We start from the raw sequence: 26,977 nt of genomic DNA on the forward strand, positions 1-26,977 counted from the left end.
ACCTCTGCGTCCGCCTCGGCGGACCTCCAAGCGACCCATCCGGGGACGTCGATTGCTCAGCGGTTCGCGACCGACTGGAGGCCTCAATCGATTCCACACTGCACCATCTCACCGCACTGACAGGCAATTCTGCGAATGTGTCGTCATGCGTCGAACTTTTTCGCCTCCAGCGAACACAGATTGTTGAGCAACCTCTGAGGAGGCGTGGCCGTCGCCTGCGTGGTTAAGATGGGCACTGGACGTCTCGTTCCACGAGATGACAGCCGCACCCGGGGCCGATGCCGCGGACCGGCGAGCCAGAAGGCACGCACACCTGGAAGGACTCGACTTGACCATCTACAGCAACGTCTCCGAACTGGTCGGCCGCACACCGCTGATCCGCCTCAACAAGGCGAGCGAGCGCACCGGTGCGGAGATCATCGGGAAGCTCGAATCGTACAACCCCGCGAACTCGGTCAAGGATCGCATCGGCGTGGCGATGATCGATGCCGCCGAGGCCTCCGGTCAGCTCCAGCCGGGCGGCACCATCGTCGAGGCGACCTCGGGCAACACCGGCATCGCGCTGGCCATGGTCGGCGCTTCGCGCGGGTACAAGGTCGTCCTCACAATGCCCGAGTCGATGTCGAAGGAGCGCCGTGCGCTGCTGCGCGCCTTCGGTGCCGAGCTCGTCCTCACCGACAAGTCCCTGGGTATGAAGGGCGCGGTCGAGAAGGCCGAGGAGATCGCCGCCGACGGTGCCGTCCTCGTGCGTCAGTTCGAGAACGAGGCCAACGCCGCGATCCACAAGGCGACGACCGGCCCTGAGATCCTCGCCGACACCGACGGCAAGGTCGACATCTTCGTCTCCGGCATCGGCACGGGTGGAACGATCTCCGGTGCCGGTGCGGCGCTCAAGGAGGCGAACCCCGAGGTGACGATCGTCGCCGTCGAACCCGCCGCCTCGCCGCTGCTCACCGAAGGCAAGGCCGGACCGCACACGATCCAGGGCATCGGTGCGAACTTCGTGCCGGCGATCCTCGACACCGAGATCTACGACGAGGTTTTCGATGTCGACGCCGATGCCTCGTTCGATCGGGCGCGGACGGTCGCGCACGAGGAGGGGTTGCTCGTCGGCATCTCCTCGGGAGCCGCCCTCGTCGCCGCCGAGGAGGTCGCCTCGCGTCCGGAGAACGCCGGCAAGCGCGTCGTCGTCATCCTCCCGGACTTCGGCGAGCGCTATCTCTCGACGCCGCTGTTCTCGGAATACCTCGACGACTGAGGCGGCAACCACCTCGGCGAGGAATCGTCGGGGCCGAAAGACAGACGAGGGGACGTCGGCATGCGGCGTCCCCTCGGTCGTCGGTAGGGTCGACATCGACGACGGGAAGACTCGTGAAGGGGAGCGGCTTGATGAAGGCACTGTGGGCGATCGCGGCGGCGACTGCGGGAGCGGCGGCATACGGGCTCAGCCGCAAGGGCGTCCGGGAGGCGCTGCGCGAGGACCTCGACACGGTGCAGCGCCGGGATCCGGCGGCGTCGAACGACCTCGTCTCGATCCTCTCCTATCCGGGACTCCACGCGATCTGGGCGCACCGCGGCCTCCATCGGATGTGGCAGCACGATGAGCTCAAGGTCCCGGCACGCCTCCTCTCGCAGGCGGTGCGGGCGCTCACCGGCGTCGAGATCCATCCCGGCGCGACGATCGGCAGGCGCTTCTTCATCGACCACGCCAACGGCGTCGTCATCGGGGAGACCGCGGAGATCGGCGACGACGTCATGCTCTACCACCAGGTCACGCTCGGCGGCACGTCGATGGAGAAGACGAAGCGGCATCCCACGCTCGGCAACCACGTCCTCGTCGGCTCCGGCGCGAAGATCCTCGGGCCCGTCGTCGTCGGCGACAACTCCTCGGTCGGGGCGAACGCCGTCGTCGTCAAGGACGTCGCGCCGGACTCGAGCGCCGTCGGCATCCCCGCCACCGTCCGCCCCAAGCGCACCGGTGCGGTGCCGACCTCCGTGCCCACGCCCGCGAAGCCCGACGCCGAGGCGGGACGCACCGACGCCGACCAGCGCACCGCCGATGAGGCGGACTTCGAGCTCTTCGACCCCGCCATCTGGATCTGAGCGGGCGCCGGCGCCCGGGCACCGTCTCCCGCGCTGACGCCGGCACCAAGTCTGCGCCCCGACCCGGCGCCCACTTCGCTCCCGGGCTTGCGCCCACCCCGCTCGCAGACCCACCCCGCTCGCCGACCCACCGCCTCTCCGAGGAGGATCCGGTGCGAACTTCGGCTCTAATTCGCATCGGATCCTCCTCGGGGCCGCCCGCCGCGGCACCCCGTGGGGTCTTGAGCCCTGTGCGGTCAAACCTGCGCGCCTCGGAATCGTGCGCACGAACCCCTCGCCGTGAGCCCCGCGCCTGCATGGGCTGTCAGCCGACTCGCGGTCACGTGGGTGTGGACGGGCACTCGAGGGAAGCGCTCCTCGTGCTCCTGCCCTCCGACCGTGGCACTATCGCTGTCCCGCCGCTGCGCTGCCTCGTCCGCCGAGTCCTCGAGGTGGATCCAGTGCGAATCCGGCTCGAGAATCGGACTGGATGCACCTCGGCGGCCACGCCACTCGTGCGTGCCACCCTGTGCACGGCGACACCGACTCGGGTGCATTCTGCCTGTGGACCAGACCCGACTCTCCACAGGGCCGATCGCAGGTCTACCGTGCTCGGGGTGTTCGGGCTGAGCCTGGGCCGTATGTGGAACTCGATGAACGAACCCGTGACCTTCCGACCGGCGTCGATCCCCTTCACAATGACGTCCGCCGACCGCCCCGACGTCACCCGTTACGCACTGCTGACGGAGAAGCGGTTCGTCCAGCTCTTCCGCGGGGTCTGGATCGACGTCGACGCTGAGACCGAGCTGCCGGTGCCGCGGTGGGCTGATGACCGCTGGATTGCTGAATGGACCAAGCTCAAAGGGCTGAGGCTCCTCCACCCGGACGTCGCCGGCAGTCATGCCACCGCCGCCCGGCTCTACGGGCTTCCGCTTCCGGCCCGCTTCGACGCTGGTCCACTTCACGTGGCCAGCGGTTCGAAGGACCTGCGCATCGATCGGCCCGAGGTGGTTCTCCACCGGTCGAAGTTCCATGAGCGTCAGACGGTCGGACTGCTCGACGTCGATCTCGTGGCGATTCCGCTTCTCGTCGTCCAGCTCGCATCGGAGCTCACGCTGGCCGAGCTCGTCGCTCTCGGGGATGCCGCGATCGGACGGCAGGCCGGCGGACCGTACATCTCCCTCGACGAACTGCGGCAGTGTGTCCTCGACCGACCGAGGATCAGCGGCCGCAGGAAGGTCGAGCGAGCGCTCGCCCTCATCCGACCGACCGTGGACTCCTCCCGCGAGACGTGGCTGCGATTGTGGCTGGTCGACCACGGCTTTCGCGAGCCCGTCGTCCACCCTGCGGTGCCGAGCGAAGCCGGGCGCTGCCTCCTCCACCCCGACCTCGGATACCCCGAACTGCGGATCGCGATCGAGTACGAAGGCGACCAGCATCGCTCCTCGCCCGAGCAGTTCGCCGCCGACATCCGCCGCCGTGAGCTGCTCGAGGCGGAAGGCTGGGTGGTGCTCAGGGTGACCAAGCGCACCGACATGGCAGCGTTCGCGCGGACCCTGTCCGCCCATGTCGTCCGCCGAGGCGGTCGCGCCTGACCTCGACATGCATGGGGTGGCGAACGTTCCCTGAGCGCGGCGCGCTCGGACCGCAGAGACATGGTCCGACTGACGTGGACCCTCGCCGAGGTGGCTGCTGCGCGGTCCGCAGCCTCGTCCCCGAGGAGGATCGGGTCCGAAACTGGGCCCAATATCGGACTGGATCCTCCTCGGGATCGTGGGTGGACGCCCCGGCCGCACGGGTGGCCCTAGGGCGCGGGACCGCCTCGGCGAAGGAATTCCGAATCGGGGAATACATCTGCGGACCTGACTGTTAAGATTTCAACAAGTTACTTCAAAACTGAAGTTTTAACGGCTGTAGGCTGGCTTCGGGCCGACCACAGAGACGAGGAGCAGTCATGGAATTCGGAATCTTCACCATCGGCGACGTCACCACGGACCCGACGAACGGCACCACGGTGTCGGAGCACCAGCGGATCAAGAACACGGTCGAGCTCGCGAAGAAGGCCGAAGAGGTCGGCCTCGACGTGTTCGCCACCGGCCAGCACCACAACCCGCCGTTCGTTGCACCGGCCAACCCGCCGGTGCTGCTGGCGAACATCGCCGCACAGACCGAGAAGCTCAAGCTGTCGACGGCGACGACCCTCATCACGACGACCGACCCGGTGCGCATCGCCGAGGACTACTCGTACGCCCAGCATCTGGCCGACGGTCGCCTCGACCTCATCATGGGGCGCGGCAACACCGGACCGGTCTACCCGTGGTTCGGCAAGGACATCCGCGCGGGCATCCCGCTCGCGGTCGAGAACTACAACCTCCTCTACCGTCTGTGGCGGGAGAAGAACCTCGACTGGGAGGGCAAGTTCCGCACGCCGCTCAACGGCTTCACGGTCACCCCGTGGCCGCTCGACGACGTCCCGCCGTTCGTCTGGCACGGGTCGATCCGCAGCCCCGAGATCGCCGAGCAGGCCGCCTACTACGGTGACGGCTTCTTCCACAACAACATCTTCTGGCCCACCTCGCACACCGCGCGCATGGTCCAGCTCTACCGCCAGCGCTACGAGTACTACGGCCACGGCACGGCGGAGCAGGCGATCGTCGGCCTCGGCGGTCAGGTGTTCATGCGGAAGAACTCGCAGGATGCGGTCAAGGAGTTCCGTCCCTACTTCGACAACGCCCCGGTCTACGGCCACGGTCCCAGCCTCGAGGACTTCTCGACGCAGACCCCGCTGACCGTGGGATCGCCGCAGGAGGTCATCGAACGGACCCTGAGCTTCCGCGACTGGGCCGGCGACTACCAGCGCCAGATGTTCCTCATCGACCACGCCGGTCTCCCGCAGAAGACGGTGCTCGAACAGCTCGACATCCTCGGCGAGGAGGTCGTGCCGGTCCTCCGCGAGGAGTTCGCCAAGGGCCGTCCGGCCGACGTGCCCGATGCCCCGAGCCACGAATCGCTCGTCATCCGCCACCGCGAGGGACGCGACCCCATCCCCGGCGGCGGACCCGGCTCGAAGGCGTACGAGGACCGTGAGGCCCGCGCGGCCGAAGCGAAGAAGGCCAAGGAAGCCGAAGAGCGCGAAGCAGCAGAATCAGGAGCGCAGAGCGAATGAAGATCCTCGCAGTCACCACCTCGCTGAGTGAGAACTCGACGACGCAGAAGCTCGCGGACAGGATCATGGCCGCGGCCGCCTCGGCGGCGGAGTCTGCCGGAATCGAGCCGACGACGGAGAGCATCAACGTCCGTCGGCTCTCGACCTCGCTCACGGACATGGCGCTCACCGGGTTCCGGTCCGAGGAGCTTGAGGAGGCGTACCGGAAGGTCGCCGAGGCGGATGCGATCATCACCGTCACCCCCGTGTACAAGGTGGCACCGGTGGGACTGCACACGCTCTTCTGGCAGCTCATCGACGAACAGGTCCTCGCGGGCACCCCGGTGCTCATCGCCACGACCGGCGGCACGGCCCGCCATTCGCTGGCCGGGGACACCGCGATGCGCCCGATGCTCAGCTACCTCAAGGGCATCGTCGTGCCCACGACGGTGTTCGCCGCGACCGACGACTGGGGCAGCGCGGAGGGCGGGCGTGCGCTGACCTCCCGCGTGCGCCAGTCCGCGGAGGAGCTCATCGAGCTCACCGCGGCGGTGCGCGGACTCACGGGCACCGAGGCGGCAGCGACCGACGACTCACCCGGCAATGAGGGGCCCGACAGCCTCGCGCCGCACCGGGTGACGATCGGGCGCAGTGAGAAGCGCAGCGTCAGTGACGAGTTCGACCCCGAGCGCATTACCCCGTTCGCGCAGCTGCTCGAGGGCTGACGATGTCCGAGACCACGGCAGCCCCGGTCATCCGGTTCGGGCGCGGCCGGGAGGAACGCGCCCAGGAGGCATGGCGGACGTACTTCGAGACCTCACAGCGCATCCGGCAGGTCCTCGACGACCGCCTCAAGGAGCAGGCGGGGATGAGCGTGAGCGACTACAACACCCTTCTGCTCCTCTGGGAGGCGCCCGAGCGGACGCTGACGATGGGGACGCTGGCGAAGCGCCTCGTGTTCTCGCCGTCACGGCTCAACTACCGGATCAAGGTGCTCGAGGACGCCGGGCTCGTCGAGAAGCTCGCGTGCGCCGCGGACCGGCGATCGCACAACATCCGCCTCACCGAGGCGGGGGGTCGCCGGTTCCTCGACGCCGCCAGGCTGCACAGCAGGGCGATCGACGAGGTGTTCCTCTCCCACGTCGACGATGCGGAACTCGAGGTCATCGACACCGTGTTCGCCCGCATCGCGAAAGCCCTTCCGTGAGCGGATGAGACTCGTGCCACAATTGGGGCTATGACGATCACGACCATCGCCTTCCCCGACTCCGACCTCCGCAATCGCGTCATCGCCAGGATCCCCGCGCACCAGCGCGCGAACGTCGACTTAGTCGTCTACTCGGACAAGGAGAAGTCGGCGAAGCTGAGCAAGGATGACGTCGACGTCGTCGTCCTGCCCTACATGGATTCGGCCGGCACGATCGAGCTTCTGCCGGAACTGCCCAATCTCCGGCTCGTCATCACCCAGACGACGGGATACGACCCGGTCGCGCACCTGCCCGAGAAGGGCATCGAGGTCGCCACCGCCTCGGGCGTGCACACCGGAGGCACCGCGGAGCTCGCGCTGGCGCTCACGCTGGCGAGTCTGCGCGGAATCGACGACGCGGTGCGCAACCAGGTCTCGCGGACCTGGGACCACAGGCGCTACCGGTCCCTGCAGGACCGGCGGGTCATGGTCGTCGGCGTCGGGGAGATCGGACGGGCGATCGCGGACCGGTTCGCCCCCTTCGAGGTCGAGCTCACCCGGGTGGGCACGACCGCCAGGGAGGACGACCGCGGCAGGGTCGACGGCGTCGACGAACTGCCCGACCTCCTTCCCCACACCGACGTCGTCGTCCTCATCACCCCGCTCACGGACTCGACCCACCACCTCGTCGACGCCGAATTCCTCCGGCAGCTGCCGGACAACGCGCTCATCGTCAACGTCGCCCGCGGCAAGGTCGTCGACACCGATGCCCTCGTCGCGGAGCTGTCGACCGGACGCCTCCATGCGGCCCTCGACGTCATGGACCCCGAGCCGCTGCCGGAGAACCACCCGCTGTGGGGAACCCCGAACACACTCATCACTCCGCACGTCGGCGGCGACACCTCGGCGTTCGAACCGCGGGTCGTCAAGATCCTCGCCGAACAGGTGCGCCGGATCAACGACGGGGAGAAGCTCCTCAACGTCGTCGCCGAGGACTGAGGTCAGCCGAGGCATTCCCGCCTGAAAGCCCACGTGAGAAGGGGTGCCGGCTCGACCGGCCGGGTCGAAACCGGCACCCCGAAACCCTGGTTCCACGATGCGAGAACGGGGCCGACGGATGCCGGACAGGGGCGTAGAGTGCCCCCATGAGCATCGATACGGACACCTCAGCACCGGACATCAAACCCCGTTCCCGCGATGTCACGGACGGACTCGAGAGCACCGCCTCGCGCGGCATGCTCCGGGCCGTCGGCATGGGCGATGACGACTGGGCGAAGCCGCAGATCGCCGTCGCCTCGTCGTGGAACGAGATCACGCCGTGCAACCTCTCGCTCCAGCGCCTCGCCGGTGCCGCGAAGGAAGGCGTGCACGCGGCGGGTGGGTACCCGCTCGAGTTCGGCACGATCTCCGTCTCCGACGGCATCTCCATGGGGCATGAGGGCATGCACTACTCGCTCGTCTCCCGCGAGGTCATCACCGACTCCGTCGAGACCGTGATGAGCGCCGAACGCCTCGACGGCTCCGTGCTCATGGCCGGCTGCGACAAGTCGATCCCCGGCATGCTCATGGCAGCCGCCCGCCTCGGACTCTCGAGCGTCTTCCTCTACAACGGCTCGATCATGCCGGGCACAGCGAAGCTCTCCGACGGCACGGAGAAGGAAGTCACCCTCATCGACGCGTTCGAAGCCGTCGGCGCCTGCCGGGCGGGAACGATGTCACGCCAGGACGTCGACGCCATCGAACGTGCCGTGTGTCCCGGTGAAGGCGCGTGCGGCGGAATGTACACGGCGAACACGATGGCCTCGGCCGCCGAGGCGATGGGCATGTCCCTGCCCGGCTCCGCCGCCCCGCCGGCGATCCACCGCAACCGCACGATCTACGCCCGCCAGTCCGGTGAGGCCGTCGTCAACCTCCTGCGCAAGGGCATCACTGCGAAGGACATCATCACGAAGGAGTCGCTGCACAACGCGATCGCCGTCGTCATGGCCTTCGGCGGGTCGACGAACGCCGTCCTCCACCTCCTCGCGATCGCCGCCGAAGCCGGCGTCGACCTCGAACTCGACGACTTCAACCGGATCGGGGACAAGGTGCCCCACCTCGGCAACGTCAAGCCCTTCGGCGAGTACGTGATGAACGACGTGTTCAAGATCGGCGGCGTGCCCGTGATCATGAAGGCCCTCCTCGACGCCGGTCTCCTCAACGGCGACTGCCTCACCGTGACGGGCCGGACCGTGGCCGAGAACCTCGCCGAGATCAACCCTCCCGACCCCGACGGCAAGATCCTCCGGGCGCTCAACAACCCGATCCACGCAACCGGCGGACTCACCGTGCTCCGCGGCTCGCTCGCCCCCGAAGGCGCCGTCGTCAAATCCGCGGGCTTCGACGCCGACGTCTTCGAAGGCACGGCCCGGGTCTTCGACCAGGAGCAGCCGGCGATGGACGCGGTGCTGAACGGCGAACTGAAGAAGGGCGACGTCGTCGTCATCCGCTACGAAGGCCCCAAGGGCGGGCCGGGCATGCGCGAGATGCTCGCGATCACCGGTGCGATCAAGGGCGCGGGCATCGGAAAGGACGTCCTCCTCATCACCGACGGCCGCTTCTCCGGAGGGTCGACCGGGCTGTGCATCGGCCACGTCGCGCCCGAGGCCGTCGACGGCGGACCGATCGCCCTCGTCGAGGACGGGGATAAGATCACCGTCGACATCGCCGCCCGGTCGATCGAACTCCACGTCGACGAGGAGGTGCTGGCCGAGCGTCGCAAGTCGTGGACGCTGCCGGAGAACCACCGACTCACCGGCGTGCTCGGCAAGTACGCGAAGCTCGTCCAGTCGGCCTCGACCGGGGCCGTCTGCCGCTGACCGTCGACGGGAGCCGCACCATGCGCATCGTCATCCTCGATGACTACCAGGACGTCTCCCGGGAGTTCGCGGACTGGTCAGTCCTCGACGCCGACATCGACGTCGTCACCCGGCGGGTCACCGATACCGCGGATCTCGAGTCCCTCCTCGCCGGCGCCGAGGTGGTCGTCGCCATGCGCGAACGCACCGTCTTCGACGCCGACCGTCTGAGCCGGCTGCCCGATCTGCGGCTCCTCGTCACCACGGGGGCGGCGAACGCCTCGATCGACCTCGAGGCGGCGAGGGCACACGGGGTCACGGTGTGCGGCACCGAGGCCCCGCGGACGGCGACTCCGGAGCTGACGTGGGGACTCATCCTCTCCGTGCTCCGGCAGATCCCCGCGGAGGATGCGCGGGTGCGCGCCGGGGGCTGGCAGGAGACGATCGGGGGAGACCTCGCCGGGTCCCGCCTCGGCGTCATCGGTCTGGGCAGGCTGGGATCGCGGGTCGCCGCGGTCGGCAAAGCCTTCGGGATGGACGTCGTCGCGTGGAGTCAGAACCTCACCGCGGAGCGGGCGGCGGAGGTCGGGGTGCGGGCGGTGGACAAGGACGAACTGCTCACCACCTCCGATGTCGTGACGATCCACTACAAGCTGGGAGAGCGCAGCCGCGGTCTCATCGGGGCGTCGGAGCTTGCGCTGATGAAGCCGAACGCGATCCTCGTCAACACCTCCCGTGCCGGTCTCGTCGACACCGAGGCGCTGCTCGACGTCCTCGCGGACGGGCGGATCCGCGGTGCCGGCCTCGACGTCTTCGACACCGAACCCCTGCCGGGCGATCATCCTATGCGTCGTGCCTCGCGCACCGTGCTCACCCCGCACCTCGGCTACGTCACCGAGGAGACCTATCGGGTCTTCTACCCGCAGGCCGTCGAGGACATCGCGGCATGGACCGCGGGGGAGCCGATCAGGGTGTTCACGTAGGGCTTGACCTCCCGGGCCCACCCGCGGCCACCGTTTCGCTGAGAATGCGAAGCCGCGGCGGCCAAGCAGTCCTGTCATCGGCGTGTCGCCCGTAAACTCGCGGATCGTCAATGCCACTTCGTCTCTAGTCGATTGCCTTCTTTGTGTTAGTGATCACAGTTGGCTACAGTGAGCTGTATCTTCAGTTTCCGGTGAGTAACCAGTCAGGTTGTGCTCAGCTGAACTGTTCGATTGGCCGTGCGAGCGAAGGAAGTCTGATCGTTGATGATTGACAGTGCGTTTGAGATTCGTCGGGAGATCTACACTCTGCTTCCCTGCCCGATGCGCCATCGCATCTGCCATGAGAGGACCGCGTCGACCACTGCCCTCTAGGCCTCGCCATGGGGAAATACATCCTTCGACGGTTCATCAACTACTTCATCCTGGCATTCATTGCCACAGTGACGGCCTATATCGCGGCCAGTGCTTTCATGGACCCCGCGGCACGGTACCGCGGATAGAATCCTCCCTTGTCAGAGGCGTCAATCCAGTCGATCCTCAACGGTCATGGAACCAATCCGGACGTCCCCATCCTCCAGCGCACATGGGCGTGGCTGACGAACATCTTCCTGCATGGAGACTTCGGCACCACGGTCAACGGTAGTCCGGTGCTCACTGAGATCATGACCCGCGCCGGAGTGAGTCTCAAACTGCTGCTCATCGGTACGCTTCTCGGTGCGCTTCTCGGTGTCGTGCTCGGTGTTTGGGGAGCCGTAAGGCAATACAAGGGATCTGATCAGCTAGTGACTTATGCGTCCTATCTGATAATCGCCACGCCGACGTTCGTCATCGGTGTCGTGCTGATGATCCTCGCTACCAATTTCAACAATGCGGTCGGCGACAACCTCATACGCTTCACCGGTGAATACACGGTCGATATCGACCCTGGATTCTTTCCGTGGCTGGCAGATCAGTTCTCCCATATGTTGCTGCCGACGATCGCCCTGATCCTCATGAGCGCTGCCACGTACTCGCGCTATCAGCGGTCGGTCATGCTCGATGTGCTCAGCTCCGATTTCATACGCACAGCCCGATCCAAAGGGCGGACACGGAGATCCGCGCTCATCCGACACGGAGTGAGGGTCGCTCTCATCCCGATGTCGACCTACTTCGCGTACGCATTCGGCACTCTGGTCGCCGGTTCCGCGATGCTCGAAGTCGTCTTCTCCTGGAAGGGGATGGGCGAATTCACCATCAACTCCATTCTCCAATCCGATATCAACGCAGCGGCCGGGTCTGTCCTGTTCATCGCGGTCCTGACACTCATCTCGTCGACGCTGTCCGAGGTGCTCTACGCTGCACTCGATCCGCGAGTGAGGATCTGACATGGCTACTGATATTCCGATCTCAACCACTCCGGACACCGAGGTCGTCGCCCAGCGGTCTCGTCCTACGTCCCGGGCGAAGCTGATCTGGCGACGGCTCAAAGCCACCCCTCGCTTCTGGGTAGGCGGGATCATGCTCGCCTTCTTCGTCCTTTTCGCCGTGTTCGGCAACACCATCAACATCTACTCGCCGACCGACCAGGACATCTTCGCGCTCAACCAGCCTCCCAGCGCTCAGCATTGGTTCGGCACGAATGCGATCGGTCAGGACATCTACGCGCAGACTGTGGCTGGGCTCCAGAAATCACTGCTCATCGGCATCATCGCCGGGCCCGCCGCAAGCATCCTCGCGGCGATCATCGGTTCCACCGCCGGCTATTTCGGTGGGCGCGTCGAGGTCGTCATCGTCTGGTTCATCAACCTGCTGCTCGTCCTCCCTGCGTTCTTCATCCTCGTCCTGCTCTCGCCGCTGCTGCGGCAGCTGTCGTGGGTGGCGATCGTCGTCTTCCTCGCTCTGTTCGGGTGGATGATCATGGCGCAGGTCGTCCGCAACCAGACCAAGGCGATCAAGGACCGTGACTTCGTCAAGGCAGCCCGGTACATGGGAGTCTCGACCCCGCGCATCCTCAGCCGCCACATCATCCCCAACGTCGCTTCGATCCTCATAGTCGACGCCACTCTCGGAGTGGTCTCGGCCATCCTCGCCGAGACGTCGCTGAGCTATTTCAACCTGGGTATTCAGAAGCCGGACGTCTCGATCGGCACGCTTCTTGCCGAGGGATCCGGCGCCGCCGTCACCAGACCGTGGCTCTTCGTCTTCCCTGCCGGCGTCCTTGTCCTCATGCTGTTCGCCATCAGCCTGATGGCTGACGCTCTGCGCGACGCGATCGATCCGACATCAGGAGCCAATCGTGACTGACATCCTCAACTCCGTCCCCACACTGCCGACCTCCGATTCACCGATTCTCGAGGTCAGAGATCTGACGGTCACGTTCCCCAACTCGAACGGCGATGTGAAGGCAGTGCGCGGGGTCAACTATTCCGTCCGACCGGGAGAGTTCCTCGGCATCGTCGGCGAATCGGGTTCGGGGAAATCGGTGTCGTCGATGGCCGTGATGGGACTCCTTCCGTCGAACGCGGTGGTGGAAGGCTCGATCAGTTACCGGGGCAGAGAACTCTTGGGCATGCCCGATGAACAGATGTCTCGGCTGCGCGGTTCCGAGATCGCGATGGTCTTTCAGGATCCGCTCTCAGCACTCACTCCTGTCTACACCATCGGAGAGCAGATCGCCGAGGGACTGCTCCTTCACGATGCGTCATTGAGCAAGGACGCCGCGCATGACCGCGCGATCGAGTTGCTGCGCATCGTCGGCATTCCTGTGCCTGAACGCCGGGTCAACGCCTATCCTCATGAGTTCTCCGGCGGAATGCGCCAACGGGCCATGATCGCGATCGCGATCGCCAACGATCCTGATCTCATCATCGCCGACGAGCCGACCACCGCACTCGACGTCACCATCCAAGCACAGATCCTCGAGGTGCTGCAGAAGGCGCGGGAGATCACCGGGGCCGCCGTCGTACTCATCACGCACGACCTCGGCGTCGTAGCCGGCAACGCTGACCGGATCGCCGTCATGTATGCGGGACGACTGGTCGAGACAGGGCCAGTCGAGAGCGTGTTCTCCCGCCCGCAGATGCCGTATACATCCGGTCTGCTGCGGTCCGTGCCCAATCTGGCGACTGCGGGCACTCAACGGTTGGTGCCTCTCGAGGGCAGGCCCCCGTCACTGTCGAACCTTCCTACCGGGTGTCCTTTCGCACCGCGTTGCCCCATCGCGCTCGACATCTGCCGCGAAGTCGAGCCGGAACTGAAAGGCCATGGCATCGCCGGAACATCCGCAGCATGCCACCGCGCCGACGAGATTGCGTCGGGAACGCTGACCGCAGCGGAGATCTTCCCGCGCCCTGATCCGGTGCAGAGGAAAGCCAGGGACCTCGGGGCGGCGCAGATCCTCGAGGTCACGGATCTGCAGAAGCACTATCCCCTGCTCAAGGGAGCCGTCTTCAAACGACAGATCGGTACAGTCAAGGCCGTCGACGGCATCGATTTCGAGATCAAGGCAGGACAGACACTCGGCCTTGTCGGTGAATCTGGCTGCGGCAAGTCGACGACGATCGGGGAGATCCTCGAGATGGTCGCACCGCAGAAGGGTTCGATCGTCATCAACGGAGTCGACGTGTCGACTCTGTCGAAGCGGGAACGTCTGGCGCTGCGCAAGGACGTGCAGGTCGTCTTCCAGGACCCGATGGCTGCGATCGATCCGAGACTGCCCATCGCCGATGTCATCGGTGAACCCCTCACGGTGCATGGAGTCCGGTCGGCCGAGCGGCACCGCAGAGTTGAGGAGATGCTTGACCTGGTCGGACTCGACCCCTCGATGGCCGATCGGTATCCTCATGAGTTCTCCGGCGGCCAACGTCAGAGGATCGGAATTGCCCGAGCCTTGGTGACGAATCCAAGCCTCCTCGTCCTCGACGAACCGGTATCGGCTCTCGACGTCTCAGTTCAGGCCGGGGTCATCAACCTTCTCGAAGACCTCCGCGACTCACTCGGACTGTCCTATCTGTTCGTCGCCCACGACCTCGCCGTCGTCCGGCAGATCTCTGATTTCGTAGCGGTGATGTACCTGGGACGCATCGTGGAATATGGGGGTTCGGACGAACTCTATGCGAGTCCGAAGCACCCCTATACCCGGGCACTCATGTCGGCGATCCCGGTGCCCGATCCGCTCGTCGAACGCTCCCGCGAACGTGTACTTCTCTCCGGGGACCTGCCCAGCCCGACCGACGACATCAGCGGCTGCAACTTCCGCACTCGCTGCCCGCTCTACCTCCTGCTCGACCCCGAACGGCAGCAGATGTGCGCGCAGATCGATCCGCAGCCGAGTCCCTCGGGCGAGAGCCTGGTGGCCTGCCACCATTCGGAGCTGATCGGCGAGCTCGATCACCCCCACTGAACCAGCACAACCCGCTCAAGGAAAGGCAAGAACAATGATGATCAGGATGAGAAGGGCGACAGTGGTCGTCGCCGCGACCGCCGCTCTGGGGCTGGCTCTCTCCGGCTGCCAGCAGCAGAACAACGGCTCGGGCGGAGTGGACAGCGACAAGGCGGACAAGGAGATCTCGGCACTGCCGACCACCGATTACCAGAAGGCGAGCTACGACGAGGTCGCCGACGGCGGTACACTGACCTACCCGATGACGGAGATTCCGGCGAGTCTGAACTACTATCACGCCGACGGCGCGCACGTCGACAACAATAATCTGTACGGAACCTCGCTCGGCGGACCGATCTCCATCAAAGCGGACGGCACGTGGGAGGTCGACAAGAACTACGCAGAGAGCGTTGAAGTCGCCAGCGAGGACCCACTGGTCATCGACGTCAAGCTCAACAAAGACGCCGTGTGGGAAGACGGCACCCCGATCGACGTCGAGGACTACAAAGCCTTCTGGAAGACCCGCGACGGAAAGTCCGACGAGTACCAGGTCGCATCGACGAAGGGCTACGAAGACATCGAGTCGATCGAACCCGGGGCGGACAAGTACGAAGTGAAAGTGACTTTCAAGACGCCCAACATCGATTGGCCGAACTACATTGCGGCTCCGCTGCCGAATGAGATCAGTGAGGACCCCGAGGTCTTCAACAAGGAGTACACCAAGAAGGTGCTGCCCTCCAACGGTCCGTTCAAGGCCGAGAGCGTCGACAACAAGTCCGGTGTCATCACCATGGTGCGCAACGACAAGTGGTGGGGCCAGACCCCGAAGCTCGAGAAGGTCGTCTTCAAGGTCGTGTCGCAGGCGCAGCAGGCTCAGGCTTACGCGAACAAGGAGATCGACGTCGTCGATGTCGGCACCGACGGCGACGCGTATCAGACGGCGAACAACCGTGAAGACGGCGCCATCTACAAGTCGCAGGGAATGCAATGGACTCACCTGACGATGAACGCCGAGAAGGGCGCATTGAAGAACCAGGAAGTCCGTGACGCCATCGGCAGGGCAGTCAATCGCGAAGCGATCGCCCAGGCGGCCATCGGCCCGGTCGAGGCTCCGGTGACCTTGGTTAACAACTACACCTTCATGCCCGGTCAGAAGGGCTACCAGGACAACACCGGCGGCAGTCTGGATTTCGATCCCGAAGCGGCGAAGAAGATCCTTGACGACGCCGGATGGACACCCGGCGACGGCGGAGTCAGGGAGAAGGACGGCGAGAAGCTCCAATTCAAGATCGTCGTCCCTGCAGACACCGCATCGAATGCGCAGCGGGCTGAGCAGATCATGAAAGATCTAAACGAGGTCGGCTTCAAGATCGAGCTGGAGACCGTCCCGGTCGCCGCGTACTTCGCCGACAACATCCTCAACGGCAATTTCGATATGGCGACGTTCACCTGGGAAGGCACGGCGTTCCCGATCTCGTCGGGTTCGAACCTGTTCTACCCCGCCGACTCGGAGCAGAACTACTCGAAGATCTCGAGCGACGAGATCGGTGAGAAGTTCAAGGCTGCGACAGCGACGCTCGATGAGGAAGAGGCCCGTAAGCTGGCCAACGAAGGCGATGCGGCGATCTTCAAGCTCAAGCCGGTGATTCCGATCTACCCGACTCCGTACGTGTGGGGAGTCAAGGACGACATCGTCAGCCTCGGACCCCGCCAGCTTGAGACGCCTGATTGGACGACCATCGGCTTCAAGGACTGAGGCGACTGATATGACTGTCCATACAACCGGAGCGGCCAGAGGTTCGCTCACCTGATCTCCGGCCCCGTGGTTCCACGTTCTCCCACGGGGCCGGTCTCAAACGCATCATCGGGAGCGCTCCGGAGTTCGGGTGAGAAGACGCAGGACGCGGGCGGAATGATTCCGCCCGCGTCCTGCGGGTTGTTCCTCAGCGGACCACGGGAGTCCGCATCACCTCGGCGAGGGTCAGTTCACCTCGGCGGGATCGGCCGAGACCCGACCGCCGTTCTCGAGGGCATCGATCGAGGCCATCTGAACGTCGGTGAGTTCGAAGTCGAAGACGTCGAAGTTCTGGGCCATGCGCTCGCGGCTGTTCGACTTGGGGAAGAGGATGTGGCCGCGCTGCAGGTGCCAGCGGATGATGACCTGGGCCCACGACTTGCCGTGGGCGGCCGCGATCTCGCCGATGACGGTCGACGCGTAGTCGACGCTGCCCTGGCCGAGCGGTCCCCACGCCTCGATCTTGATGTCGTTCTCGGCGAGGAGGGGACGGGTCTCGATCTCCTGGAACTGCGGGTGGAGCTCGATCTGGTCGACGGCCGGGATGATGCCGGTCTCAAGGATCGCCGGCAGGTACCGGTAGTCGAAGTTCGAGACGCCGATCGACCGGGTCAGGCCCTCGTCGCGGTAGGAGGGGAAGGCCTCCCAGGTCTCGACGGCCTTGTTCTGGGCCGGTGCCGGCCAGTGGATGAGGTAGAGGTCGACGTAGTCGAGGCCGAGCTTGCCGAGGCTCTCCTCGAGCGCGCGGCGCGACTCGGCCGCACCCTGGCGGTCGTTCCACAGCTTGGTCGTGATGAAGAGCTCGTCGCGGGCGATGCCGGAGTTCTTCAGGGCGCGACCGACGCCCTCTTCGTTGCCGTAGACGGCAGCGGTGTCGATGTGACGGTAGCCGACCTCGAGCGCGTCGGTGACGATGCGCTCGGTCTCGGCCGGGTCGACCTTGAAGACGCCGAAGCCGAGCTGGGGGATGGTCTTGCCGTCGTTGAGAGTGAGAGTGGGAACCGACATCATGTCGCCTTTCGTCACGGATGGGAGTCTGATCGGCGCCCGGTGGGGCGCCTCGACGGGTTCAGCTGCCGGTCTCCGGCACCTGATCCGAGCGTACAACGGCACAAGGTCCGTGGATCATTCCCGGTTGTCCGAAAGTTTCCGTTGAACGGGAATCAGGGCCTCGCCGAGGCGGTCGGTCGGTGCGTCTGTGGACCTCGCCGAGGCGGTCGGTCGGTACGTCTGTGACGGCCGGGCCGCGCCGGTCGCGTTCAGTCGGCGGTCGCGCTCAGTCGGCGGTCGCGCTCAGTCGGCGGTCGCGCTCAATCGGCGAAGACCGTGTGGACGTCGCCGGTGTGGGCGCGCCCGCCGAGGTCGGTGAGTTCGAGGACGACGGCGGATCCGACCACCTCGGCGCCGAGTTCGCGCACGAGTGCCTGCGCGGCGGTGAGCGTGCCCCCGGTCGCGAGGATGTCGTCGACGAGGAGGACCCGGTCGCCGGGGGAGAGGACGGCGGGGGCTTCGATCGTCGCGGTGCCGTACTCGAGCGAGTAGGACACGGCGGCGGCCGGCCGGGGCAGTTTCCCGGCCTTGCGGATCGGGAGGATTCCGGCTCCGGTCATCGCGGCGATGGCACCGGCGAAGAGGAAGCCGCGGGCCTCGAGTCCGCCGACGAAGTCGAAGCGGCCGAGGAATGGGGCGATGAGCGCCTCGGTGACGGCGGTGAACGCGGGACCGTCGGCGAGCAGGGGCGAGATGTCGCGGAAGTTCACCCCGGGTTCCGGGTAGTCGGGGATCGAGGTGATGAGGGTCTGCGCGCGGTCGAGCTCTGCATTCGTCACGGGTCAACTGTACTCGGGTGGGGTGGAGCCTTTTCGGCTGGTGCTCGAGAGCGTATCGTCGACGCCAAGACGTCAGGGCGCAGACCGGCGAGGGGAGAAGATGAGCACGTCCGATGACGAAGTCACCCTCGCCGAGGCGTTCGCTCGGGTGCCCCGGCAACGCTTCCTTCCCGAGCATCAGCAGGGGTGGGCGGGGTCCAACATTCCGCTCGAGATCGGGTGCGGTCAAACGAACTCGCAGCCGAGCACGGTCGCCGACATGCTCAGCCTCCTCGGCGTCGAACCCGGTCAATCGGTGCTCGATCTCGGGTCAGGCTCGGGGTGGACGACCGCACTCCTCGGCATGCTCGTCGGTGGGCGCGGCCGCGTCATCGGGGTTGAGCGGCATCGGGAGCTCCTTGACAGCGCGATCATCGCCTGTGATGGGCTGGGGATCGAGTCGATCGAGTTCGCCGAGGCGGTCGCCGGGACCCTCGGCCTGCCCGAGCGTGCGCCCTTCGACCGGATCCTCGTCTCTGCCGAAGCTGCTGAGCTGCCTAGCAGTCTTGTCGAGCAGCTGAGGGTCGGGGGAGTGATGGTCATCCCCGTCTCCGGCGAGATGCTCCGCGTCGAGCGCACCGGCAAGGCGGCCGAGGACGTGTCGATCACTCGCCACGGTCGCTACCGGTTCGTCCCGCTCATCGAGGAGTGAGCGTTTACCGGCTCGTCGTGAACGCAGGGTTCGTCGTGAACGCAGGGTTCGTCGTGAGCCAGGCTCGAGGGCGACTAGCGGCGCGATACTTAGGCGATCCGACGGTACTCCGGCGCGACCAAGGTGCTTCGACGGTACTCCGACGCGGTGATCCGACATATACGCGGTTAGCAGACCGCGTATATGTCGGATCACCGCGTCGCTGGTGCGCCGTCGATGTCGAACACAGCACTCTCGCTCGAATTGGTTTGATGCGAAATGTGTGCGTCTATTGACGTTTGTTTGGCTATAGAGCACTATGATGTCATGTACCAGATGTTCACGACCCGAGAGCTGAGGAACCTCGGCTGTTCGGATCGCGACGTCCGACTTGCTGTCGACTGCTGTCTCGAGCGCGTCGCCCGAGGAAGGTTCGCCGTCAAAGATCAGTGCGACAACCCCAGACATGCTCGGATCTGGGAGGCAGTTCGCCAAGGCGATGCCGAAGTGCTCGGAAAGATAGGGGATGTCCGTGACCGCCTCGAACGGACGAAGATCCTCATCAGAACGCGGGCTGACCTCATCAATCGACGCTGCGCGGATTCCGGCATCAGCTCTGCCGAAATCTTCTCCCACCTCTCCGCGGCCCTGCTTTGGGAATTCGTCATCGTGAGCATGGAGAAGCCTGTGGTCGAAGTCATCAGGACGAATACGAACACTCGGCACGCCCACCTGATCATCCGCAGACGAACCGTTCCGGCGGAGCACATCGCTCGCCTCGGCGATACCGTGGTGACGTCGAAAGAGCGCACGCTCATCGACGTAGCCCGTGATTACCCTCTCGACCTCAGCGTGCCGATGCTCGACGATGCTCTGCGGAAGTGTCTGGTCGCGGGCGACCGACTGCTCACGGATCTGACCGAGTGCCCCGAAGTGCGTGATGCCGCCCGAGTGAGAACCGCCCTCGGACTCGCCGACCCGCGCCGTGAGTCGCCCGGGGAGTCGATCGTCGCGGTGCGGTTCCATGAGATCGGCGTGGACGGCTTCGAACCGCAGGTCGAGATCGTCGACGATCGCGGCTTCTTCATCGCCCGCGTCGACTTCCTGCACGCGAAGTCGAAGACGATCGTCGAGTTCGATGGGCGGATCAAGTACACACTCGACGGGCAGGACGCCCGGGACGCCTTCGATTGGGAGCGCGAACGTGAGAGGCAGCTGCGAGCTCTGGGCTATCACGTCATCCGAGTGTTCTGGAAGGACCTGTGGAGGCGGCAGGCGTTCACCGAGCTCGCCCGGATCGTCGCCGCGCGCACACCGGCTGCTTCGACGCGGTGAACCGACACATACGCGGTCGCGCTCCGTGCCCGTTCCTATCGACGCGGTGATCCGACATATACGCGGTCTGCTAACCGCGTATATGTCGGATCACCGCGTCGAAGCCGGAAGTCGAGGTCGCCGCACCGCGCCGCACCGCGCCGCACCGCGCCGCACCGCGCCGCACCGCGCGGCACCGAGCCGCCGCCGCCCGCTACACGAGCGTGTCGCGCCACGCGCGGTGGAGCGCGGCGAAGCGACCGGTGCCGGCGATGAGCTCGTCAGGCGTGCCGTCCTCGACGATGCGCCCGGCGTCCATGACGAGCACCCGGTCGGCGATCTCGACCGTCGAGAGCCGGTGGGCGATGATGATCGCGGTCCTGCCCTCGAGGACCGTCGCGAGCGCCTTCTGCACGAGCCGCTCGGAGGGGATGTCGAGGTGCGCGGTCGCCTCGTCGAGGACGACGACATCCGGGTCGGCGAGGAACACCCGGGCGAACGACACGAGCTGCCGCTGCCCCGAGCTCAGCCGGCCGCCGCGCTTCTTGACATCCGTGTCATACCCGTCGGGCAGTCGGCGGATGTAGGCGTCGAGGCCGACCGCGGTGGCTGCGGCGACGACCTCGGCGTCCGTGGCCTCGGGATTGCCGATGCGGATGTTGTCGGCGATCGTGCCCGCGAAGAGGAACGACTCCTGCGTGACCATGACGACGCTCGAGCGCAGCTCCGCATCGTCGAGGTCGCGCAGGTCCACCTCGTCGAGGCTGACCGTGCCCTCGGAAGGATCGTAGAACCGGGTGACGAGCTTGACGAGCGTCGACTTGCCCGCCCCCGTCGCTCCGACGAGCGCGACGATCTGCCCCGCCGGGATCGTGAGATCGAAGCGGGGGAGGACGTCGGGTCCGTCGGCGTAGGCGAAGCGGACGTCGGTGATCTCGATCGACCGTCCCGTCGTCGCTGCCGCAGTCCCCGCCGAGGCAGTCGCCCCCGCACCGGCCCCCGCCGAGGCGGTCGTCCCCGCGCGCGCCGGCAGGTGCACGGGCGTCTTCGGGGCGGGCACTCCGGGCTCGGTGTCGAGGACGGCGGCGATCTTCTCGAGCGCGGCCGAGGCCGACTGGTAGAGGTTGAAGAACTGGACGAGTTCGTCGAGGGGGCCGTAGAACCGGCGCAGGTAGAGGATGAACGCGGCGAGCACGCCGATCTGCGTCCACCCCTCGATGACGAGCCACGCGCCGACGACGATGATGACCGTCTGCGTGACGTTGCCGATGAGGCGGGTCCACCCGGCGAACCACGCGACCCCGCGCAGCGCATCGGTGTTGGCGTCCCGATAGGCGGAGTCCTGATCGCTCAGCGTCCCCCGCCGATCCGGCTGCCGGCGATAGGCCTGGACGGCGCGGCTGCCGCCCATCGTCTCGACGAAGTGGACGATGACCTTCGCGATCGACGTCCGTGTGCGCCGGTAGGCGGCGCGCTGCGTCGAATGCGCGGACTTCGTGATGAAGAACAGCGGCACGAACCCGGCGAAGACGACGATCGCCAGCGGCACGTCGAGGACGACGAGGGTGACGGCGATGAACCCCATCTGGAGCACCGCGAGCGCCGTCTCGAAGAGCGAGTACGAGAGGAACTGCTGCACCGACTCCATGTCCGAGGTCTGCCGGGACACGAGCCGCCCCGAGGTCGAGCGCTCGTGGTAGCCGAGATCGAGGCGCTGGACATGGGTGAACACGCGCTCGCGCAGGGTGAAGACGATCTTCTGGGCTGTGATGCCCACGAGCCTCGTCGCCGTGAACGAGAGCACCGCCGAGCCCACCGCCGCCGCAACGAACAGCGTGATCGCCCTCGTCAGCGGCCCGGGGTCGCCGTCGACGGCCCGCGGGATGCCGGTGTCGAGGGCATCGGCGATGAAGAGGGGACCGATGACGAGCGTGATCGCTGTGGCCACGACGATGACGAGGAGGAACACCGCCATCGGCAGGTGCGGGCGGACGAGCGAGTAGAGCAGGGCCCGCGCCTTCCTCGCGATGTCCGGCGGCAGCGACTCGACCTCGTCGTCCTGAGCCGGCTTCGGCGCACTCATGCGTCCCGTCCTTCCGTGATCGTTCCGCTGGTCCCGGCAGGAGTGCCGTCCGGGGTCGGGCAGTTCCCCGCCGAGGCGGTCGCCCCGGTTCCCCTCGCCGAGGCGCTCGCCTGCATCCCCGCCCCCATGAGCTCCCGGTAGAGCGGGGAGGTCTCGAGGAGCTCCTCGTGGGTGCCGCGGGCCACGATGCGGCCCTCGTCGAGGACGGCGACGACGTCGGCGAGGGCAGCTGTCGAGGGTCGGTGGGCGATGATGAGCGTCGTCGAATCGGGCAGGATCTCGCGCAGGGCGAGCTGCACCCGGTCCTCGGTGTCGACGTCGACGGCCGAGAGCGGATCGTCGAGGACGAGGATCCGCGGCCTGCCGATGACGGCCCGAGCGAGCGCGAGCCGCTGCCGCTGCCCGCCGGACAGCGACAGACCCTGCTCGCCGACCTGTGTGTCGAGGCCCTCGGGCAGGCGGGAGACGAAGTCGGCGGCCGCCGTGATCTCCAGCGCCTGCCACACGGCGTCGTCATCGGCACCGGGGGAGCCCATGACGACGTTGTCCCGGACGCTCGCGGAGAAGAGGATCGGATCCTCGAAGGAGACCGAGACGAGGTGGCGCAGCTCGTTGACCGGCAGGTTCCGGATGTCGATGCCGTCGATGCGCACCGCGCCCCCGGTGACGTCCTGGAGTCGCGGCACGAGGGAGGCGAGCGTCGTCTTGCCCGACCCGGTGGTGCCCACCAGCGCGAGCGTCTGTCCCGGCGCGATGCGCAGGTCGAGTCCGCGCAGGGTGAGCCTGTCGGTGTCGGCGAAGTGGAAGTCGACGTCGTCGAAGTCGAGCTCCCCGCGGAAGCGCCCGACGTCCGGGTCGTCGGCGATCCCGCCGTCGGCATCGGTGATGTCGTGGCGGATGTCGACGACCTCCCAGTAGCGACCGGCGGCCGTGATCGACATGAGGGCGTCGGCGAGGAGGAACCCGAGCATCTCGATGGGCATCCGCAGCACCATCGAGATCGTCACTCCGGCCACGACCGTGCCGATCGTCGTCCATCCCTGCACGACGCCCCACGTGCCCACCCCGACGATCGCGGCCTGGGCGAGCGTGGGAAGGAGGATGAGGAGGGCCCAGAACCACGAGTCGAGCTTCGCCTTGCGCACCTCGAGGCTCTGGAACCGGCGCGAGAGCACGGAGAAGCGCTCGGCGGCCCACGGGGAGCGGCCGAAGGACTTGAGGATCCGGATGCCCTGGATCGACTCCTCGACGTCGGTCGTGATCTCACCGACCGTGTCCTGCGATCGGCGTGAGGCCTCACGGTACTTGCGTTCGAAGATCGCCGCGCACACGATCGTCGGCACGGCCATGGCGATCATGATGAGGCCGAAGATCGGCTGGAGCGCTGTGAGCATGATCGTGCCGACGACGAGGACGATCGGGGTCGCGAGCAGGAACGGCAGGCCGAAGGCGAAGAAGCGCCGCAGCTGGGAGAGGTCGGTCGTCGCCCGCGAGAGCAGCTGTCCCGACTCCCACGAGTCGTGGACGGCCACCGAGGTGTACTGGAGGCGGTCGAAGAGCCGGGCCCTCCAGATGATCTCCCAGGCCGAGACCACGGGGGCGACGATCATCCGGCGGGCCCAGATGAGCACCGCCTCGGCGATCCCGATGGCAAGGACCCCGAGCACGGGCAGCCAGAGACCCGGCAGGTCGCCTTCGGCGATCGGACCGTCGATGATGTACCCGGTGATGACGGGGACGATGAGCTGGATGCCGTTCGCGACGAGGGTGAGGACGAGAACAACCGCGTAGATGCCGATCCGGGTTCGCAGATCGGGCCAGAAGCGTAGAAGGGGGCGCACGAACATCAAGCCTAGTCCCGGGGACTCCCCGCGTCTATGGTCTCGCGATGCGGAATCTGGGCCCCCTGAAGTGGGGTTTTGTTCGACCGCGGAAGCTGATGGATTTCCCCGCCGAGGCGGCCGTCGGCTCCCGGTCTCATCGCTCGCTCCGCAGGAATCCCGATATACGAGACGATCATTTCTGCGGTTTGACACCCGCGAGGGGGCAGTGAACCATTGAGGCATGACTCACCTTCTCGTTGTCGTCATTAGCCAGCGCGCGGATCATCCGTAGCCTGTCACCACGACACGTTCCGCGCGCCCCTACCGACACCGGAGGGGCTTTTTTAGTGCGGGGACGGATGCGAGCGGGTCAACCAAGGAAAGGGAACGAAGAGATGGCAGCCACGCCCCCGGCCCAGAAGTCGGCCGCCGGGACTGCGCAGAGCGCAGCGCCGGCGAAGCCGACACCGTCCAGCGTGCGGAGGAGTTCGACGCCCGAGGTCCTCACCGGCGCGCAGGCGATCGTCCGCAGCCTCGAGCGCCTCGGCATCGACACCGTCTTCGGACTTCCCGGCGGCACCATCCTCCCCACCTACGATCCGCTCTTCGAGACCGAGAAGATCCGCCACATCCTCGTCCGCCACGAGCAGGGCGCCGGCCATGCCGCCGAGGGCTACGCGGCGGCCTCGGGCAAGCTGGGCGTGTGCATCGCGACCTCGGGCCCTGGGGCGACGAACCTCATCACCGCGCTCGCCGACGCCCACATGGACTCGGTGCCCGTGCTCGCGATCACCGGTCAGCAGAGTTCGAAGCTGCTCGGCACCGACGCCTTCCAGGAGGCCGACATCGTCGGGATGACGATGCCGGTGACCAAGCACAGCTTCCTCGTCACCCGGCCCGAGGACATTCCATCAGCGATCGTCAACGCCCATCACATCGCCACGACCGGGCGCCCCGGACCGGTCCTCGTCGACATCACGAAGGATGCGCAGACGGGCACGGCCCCGTTCGTCTGGCCCGAGGAGGCCCAGCTGCCGGGCTACCGCCCCATCCTCAAGCCGCACGCGAAGCAGATCCGGGAGGCCGCCCGCCTCATCGCCGAGGCGCACCGTCCCGTCTTCTACATCGGCGGCGGCGTCATCCGCTCGGAGGCGGAGAAGGAGCTCCTGCGGCTCGCCGAGGCGACGAACATCCCCGTGGTCACCACCCTCATGGCCCGCGGCGCGTTCCCCGACTCCCATCCGCTCCACCTCGGGATGCCCGGCATGCACGGCAGCGTGCCGGCCGTGACGTCGTTCCAGAAGGCTGACCTCCTCATCGCCATCGGTGCCCGCTTCGATGACCGGGTGACGGGCAACCTCGATTCGTTCGCCCCGAACGCCCAGGTCATCCACGCCGACATCGACCCGGCGGAGATCGGGAAGAACCGCGCGGCCGAGGTCGCCATCGTCGGCGACGCCCGTGAGGTCCTCGCGGAGATCCTCACCGAGCTGCGGAACAAGCACCCGGAGGCGCTCGAGCGCCAGCGGGAGCCGTGGTGGCGCTTCCTCACCCGACTCAAGCGGACCTACCCGCGCGGCTACTCCAAGCACGGCGAGCTCTGCGACCCGCAGTACGTCATCTCCCGGATCTCCGCGCTCACCGGACCCGAGGCGATCTATGCCGCAGGCGTCGGCCAGCACCAGATGTGGGCGGCGCAGTTCGTCGAGTTCGAACGGCCCCGCTCGTGGCTGAACTCGGGCGGGCTCGGCACGATGGGCTACTCGGTGCCCGCGGCGATGGGCGCGAAGGTCGCCGAACCCGACCGCGTGGTCTGGGCCATCGACGGCGACGGCTGCTTCCAGATGACCAATCAGGAGCTCGCGACGTGCGCGCTCGACGGCATCCCGATCAAGGTCGCCATCATCAACAACTCGTCGCTGGGCATGGTGCGCCAGTGGCAGACCCTCTTCTACGACGGCCGCTACTCGAACACCGACCTCAACACCGGGCACGAGACGATGCGGATCCCTGACTTCGTGGGTCTCGCCGAGGCGTACGGCTGCTTCGCGCTGCGCGTGGACAGCAATGACGACGTCGATTCGGCGATCGAGCAGGCGCTGGCGATCAACGACCGGCCCGTGGTCCTCGACTTCACGGTCCCACCCGATGCGATGGTGTGGCCGATGGTCGCCGCCGGGGTCTCGAACGACGAGATCGAGTACGCCCGCGGCATCCGCCCCGACTTCGACGGCGACGGCGACGGACCGATCGAGTCCGTCATCGAAGAGGGCGATTCCGAGGACAACGACACGCTGCGCTCCGTGGCTCAGATCGAAGGAGGCCTGGAATGACGAGCAGGCACACGCTCTCCGTCCTCGTCGAGAACAAGCCCGGTGTGCTCACACGCTTCACCGGACTCATCGCTCGCCGCGGGTTCAACATCCACAGCCTCGCCGTCGGCGTCACCGAACACGACGAGCTCTCTCGGATCACGGTCGTCGTCGACGTCGGCGACGTCCCGCTCGAGCAGGTGACGAAGCAGCTGAACAAGCTCGTCAACGTCATCAAGATCGTCGAGCTCGAACCCGATTCCTCGGTGCGCCGGGCCCACGTCATCTACAAGGTCAAGGCCAACGCTGCCACGCGACCCCAGGTCGCCGCCGCCGTCGAGATGTTCCGCGGCTCGATCGTCGACGTCTCCACGGACTCCGTGTGCGTCGAGGCGACCGGTGAGCTCGGCAAGGTCGAGGCCCTGCGCGACGTCCTCGAGCCCTTCGGGATCAAGGAGATCGTCCAGTCCGGCACCGTCGCGATCGGGCGCGGACCGAAGTCGATCACCGACCGGGCCCTGCGCGGCTGAGCCGGCGACCGACCGGGCCCTGCGCGGC

21 protein-coding genes are annotated in these 26,977 nt (G+C 66.5%); 17 read left to right on the forward strand and 4 right to left on the reverse strand.

Annotated features, from left to right (window positions below):
- The first annotated feature begins 328 nt into the window (after positions 1–328).
- The 13 genes from cysK (at position 329) to BC102111_RS15615 (ending at position 16,349) form a co-directional block, all read left to right on the forward strand.
- Positions 329–1,258, forward strand: a complete 930-nt coding sequence (cysK, locus tag BC102111_RS15555) for a cysteine synthase A (RefSeq protein WP_095375970.1) — start codon at positions 329–331, stop codon at positions 1,256–1,258.
- Positions 1,259–1,389: 131 nt separating this feature from the next.
- The gene (gene epsC, locus BC102111_RS15560; protein WP_063249097.1) at positions 1,390–2,103 is read left to right on the forward strand and encodes a serine O-acetyltransferase EpsC; all 714 of its coding nucleotides are present in this window, start codon (positions 1,390–1,392) and stop codon (positions 2,101–2,103) included.
- Between the two features lie 632 nt (positions 2,104–2,735).
- Positions 2,736–3,677 carry an endonuclease domain-containing protein gene (locus BC102111_RS15565; RefSeq protein ID WP_131248127.1) on the forward strand — a complete coding sequence of 314 codons (942 nt, stop codon included), beginning with the start codon at positions 2,736–2,738 and terminating at the stop codon, positions 3,675–3,677.
- A 359-nt stretch (positions 3,678–4,036) separates the two neighbouring features.
- On the forward strand, positions 4,037–5,248 hold the full coding sequence (locus tag BC102111_RS15570; protein WP_101624797.1) for an LLM class flavin-dependent oxidoreductase: 1,212 nt from the start codon (positions 4,037–4,039) through the stop codon (positions 5,246–5,248).
- Entirely contained in the window at positions 5,245–5,952 is a 708-nt protein-coding gene (locus BC102111_RS15575; protein WP_101624798.1) for a CE1759 family FMN reductase, read from the forward strand. Before BC102111_RS15570 ends, BC102111_RS15575 begins: the two co-directional genes overlap by 4 nt.
- A 2-nt stretch (positions 5,953–5,954) precedes the next feature.
- Positions 5,955–6,434: a MarR family winged helix-turn-helix transcriptional regulator gene (locus BC102111_RS15580; RefSeq protein WP_063249095.1), complete on the forward strand. Its 480-nt coding sequence runs from the start codon at positions 5,955–5,957 to the stop codon at positions 6,432–6,434.
- Positions 6,435–6,464: 30 nt separating this feature from the next.
- Positions 6,465–7,412, forward strand: a complete 948-nt coding sequence (locus BC102111_RS15585) for a 2-hydroxyacid dehydrogenase (RefSeq protein WP_101624799.1) — start codon at positions 6,465–6,467, stop codon at positions 7,410–7,412.
- A gap of 146 nt (positions 7,413–7,558) precedes the next feature.
- Positions 7,559–9,271 carry a dihydroxy-acid dehydratase gene (gene ilvD, locus BC102111_RS15590; protein WP_063249094.1) on the forward strand — a complete coding sequence of 571 codons (1,713 nt, stop codon included), beginning with the start codon at positions 7,559–7,561 and terminating at the stop codon, positions 9,269–9,271.
- 20 nt (positions 9,272–9,291) lie between these two features.
- A complete protein-coding gene (locus BC102111_RS15595; RefSeq protein WP_095375965.1) occupies positions 9,292–10,233 on the forward strand; it encodes a D-2-hydroxyacid dehydrogenase family protein in 942 nt (313 codons plus the stop codon).
- Positions 10,234–10,742: 509 nt separating this feature from the next.
- Entirely contained in the window at positions 10,743–11,597 is an 855-nt protein-coding gene (locus BC102111_RS15600) for an ABC transporter permease (protein WP_306460268.1), read from the forward strand.
- A gap of 1 nt (position 11,598) precedes the next feature.
- On the forward strand, positions 11,599–12,516 hold the full coding sequence (locus BC102111_RS15605; RefSeq protein ID WP_063249092.1) for an ABC transporter permease: 918 nt from the start codon (positions 11,599–11,601) through the stop codon (positions 12,514–12,516).
- The gene (locus BC102111_RS15610; RefSeq protein WP_009379335.1) at positions 12,509–14,614 is read left to right on the forward strand and encodes an ABC transporter ATP-binding protein; all 2,106 of its coding nucleotides are present in this window, start codon (positions 12,509–12,511) and stop codon (positions 14,612–14,614) included. The genes BC102111_RS15605 and BC102111_RS15610 overlap by 8 nt, the downstream gene beginning before the upstream one ends.
- Positions 14,615–14,660: 46 nt before the next feature.
- The gene (locus BC102111_RS15615) at positions 14,661–16,349 is read left to right on the forward strand and encodes an ABC transporter family substrate-binding protein (protein WP_223289960.1); all 1,689 of its coding nucleotides are present in this window, start codon (positions 14,661–14,663) and stop codon (positions 16,347–16,349) included.
- A 225-nt stretch (positions 16,350–16,574) separates the two neighbouring features.
- Here the strand turns inward: BC102111_RS15615 and BC102111_RS15620 are convergent, their stop codons facing one another.
- Both BC102111_RS15620 and BC102111_RS15625 read right to left on the reverse strand, forming a co-directional pair.
- On the reverse strand, positions 16,575–17,396 hold the full coding sequence (locus BC102111_RS15620; RefSeq protein WP_101624823.1) for an aldo/keto reductase: 822 nt from the start codon (positions 17,394–17,396) through the stop codon (positions 16,575–16,577).
- A 302-nt stretch (positions 17,397–17,698) separates the two neighbouring features.
- Positions 17,699–18,217 (reverse strand): adenine phosphoribosyltransferase, encoded by a 519-nt coding sequence (locus BC102111_RS15625; protein WP_063249090.1) that lies wholly within the window; start codon positions 18,215–18,217, stop codon positions 17,699–17,701.
- Positions 18,218–18,317: 100 nt separating this feature from the next.
- Between BC102111_RS15625 and BC102111_RS15630 the strand changes: the two genes are divergently transcribed.
- Complete coding sequence (locus BC102111_RS15630; protein ID WP_063249089.1) at positions 18,318–18,908, forward strand: protein-L-isoaspartate O-methyltransferase family protein; 591 nt, start codon at positions 18,318–18,320, stop codon at positions 18,906–18,908.
- A gap of 486 nt (positions 18,909–19,394) precedes the next feature.
- Positions 19,395–20,222, forward strand: a complete 828-nt coding sequence (locus tag BC102111_RS15635; RefSeq protein ID WP_180960664.1) for a DUF559 domain-containing protein — start codon at positions 19,395–19,397, stop codon at positions 20,220–20,222.
- A gap of 193 nt (positions 20,223–20,415) precedes the next feature.
- Here the strand turns inward: BC102111_RS15635 and BC102111_RS15640 are convergent, their stop codons facing one another.
- Positions 20,416–22,284: an ABC transporter ATP-binding protein gene (locus BC102111_RS15640; protein WP_101624801.1), complete on the reverse strand. Its 1,869-nt coding sequence runs from the start codon at positions 22,282–22,284 to the stop codon at positions 20,416–20,418.
- Positions 22,281–24,131 carry an ABC transporter ATP-binding protein gene (locus BC102111_RS15645; RefSeq protein WP_095375961.1) on the reverse strand — a complete coding sequence of 617 codons (1,851 nt, stop codon included), beginning with the start codon at positions 24,129–24,131 and terminating at the stop codon, positions 22,281–22,283. The genes BC102111_RS15640 and BC102111_RS15645 overlap by 4 nt, the downstream gene beginning before the upstream one ends.
- A 371-nt stretch (positions 24,132–24,502) precedes the next feature.
- Between BC102111_RS15645 and BC102111_RS15650 the strand changes: the two genes are divergently transcribed.
- Together BC102111_RS15650 and ilvN are read left to right on the forward strand one after the other, a co-directional pair.
- Positions 24,503–26,440, forward strand: coding sequence for an acetolactate synthase large subunit (locus BC102111_RS15650; protein ID WP_101624802.1), 1,938 nt, complete (start codon positions 24,503–24,505; stop codon positions 26,438–26,440).
- Positions 26,437–26,949, forward strand: coding sequence for an acetolactate synthase small subunit (gene ilvN / locus BC102111_RS15655; RefSeq protein ID WP_009378155.1), 513 nt, complete (start codon positions 26,437–26,439; stop codon positions 26,947–26,949). The genes BC102111_RS15650 and ilvN overlap by 4 nt, the downstream gene beginning before the upstream one ends.
- Positions 26,950–26,977 lie beyond the last annotated feature (28 nt).

This window comes from Brevibacterium casei CIP 102111 (assembly GCF_900169275.1).
In the GTDB taxonomy this organism is placed as follows: domain Bacteria; phylum Actinomycetota; class Actinomycetes; order Actinomycetales; family Brevibacteriaceae; genus Brevibacterium; species Brevibacterium casei.

What these genes read in the sequence shown, in the direction of transcription:
- BC102111_RS15640 (WP_101624801.1), bottom strand. Translation starts at nt 22,284, where the DNA reads ATGAGTGCGCCGAAGCCGGCTCAGGACGACGAGGTCGAGTCGCTGCCG.
- BC102111_RS15630 (WP_063249089.1), top strand. Translation starts at nt 18,318, where the DNA reads ATGAGCACGTCCGATGACGAAGTCACCCTCGCCGAGGCGTTCGCTCGG.
- BC102111_RS15580 (WP_063249095.1), top strand. Translation starts at nt 5,955, where the DNA reads ATGTCCGAGACCACGGCAGCCCCGGTCATCCGGTTCGGGCGCGGCCGG.
- epsC (WP_063249097.1), top strand. Translation starts at nt 1,390, where the DNA reads ATGAAGGCACTGTGGGCGATCGCGGCGGCGACTGCGGGAGCGGCGGCA.
- ilvD (WP_063249094.1), top strand. Translation starts at nt 7,559, where the DNA reads ATGAGCATCGATACGGACACCTCAGCACCGGACATCAAACCCCGTTCC.
- BC102111_RS15615 (WP_223289960.1), top strand. Translation starts at nt 14,661, where the DNA reads ATGAGAAGGGCGACAGTGGTCGTCGCCGCGACCGCCGCTCTGGGGCTG.
- BC102111_RS15605 (WP_063249092.1), top strand. Translation starts at nt 11,599, where the DNA reads ATGGCTACTGATATTCCGATCTCAACCACTCCGGACACCGAGGTCGTC.
- ilvN (WP_009378155.1), top strand. Translation starts at nt 26,437, where the DNA reads ATGACGAGCAGGCACACGCTCTCCGTCCTCGTCGAGAACAAGCCCGGT.
- BC102111_RS15585 (WP_101624799.1), top strand. Translation starts at nt 6,465, where the DNA reads ATGACGATCACGACCATCGCCTTCCCCGACTCCGACCTCCGCAATCGC.
- BC102111_RS15595 (WP_095375965.1), top strand. Translation starts at nt 9,292, where the DNA reads ATGCGCATCGTCATCCTCGATGACTACCAGGACGTCTCCCGGGAGTTC.
- BC102111_RS15575 (WP_101624798.1), top strand. Translation starts at nt 5,245, where the DNA reads ATGAAGATCCTCGCAGTCACCACCTCGCTGAGTGAGAACTCGACGACG.
- BC102111_RS15645 (WP_095375961.1), bottom strand. Translation starts at nt 24,131, where the DNA reads ATGTTCGTGCGCCCCCTTCTACGCTTCTGGCCCGATCTGCGAACCCGG.
- BC102111_RS15620 (WP_101624823.1), bottom strand. Translation starts at nt 17,396, where the DNA reads ATGTCGGTTCCCACTCTCACTCTCAACGACGGCAAGACCATCCCCCAG.
- BC102111_RS15565 (WP_131248127.1), top strand. Translation starts at nt 2,736, where the DNA reads ATGAACGAACCCGTGACCTTCCGACCGGCGTCGATCCCCTTCACAATG.
- BC102111_RS15650 (WP_101624802.1), top strand. Translation starts at nt 24,503, where the DNA reads ATGGCAGCCACGCCCCCGGCCCAGAAGTCGGCCGCCGGGACTGCGCAG.
- BC102111_RS15570 (WP_101624797.1), top strand. Translation starts at nt 4,037, where the DNA reads ATGGAATTCGGAATCTTCACCATCGGCGACGTCACCACGGACCCGACG.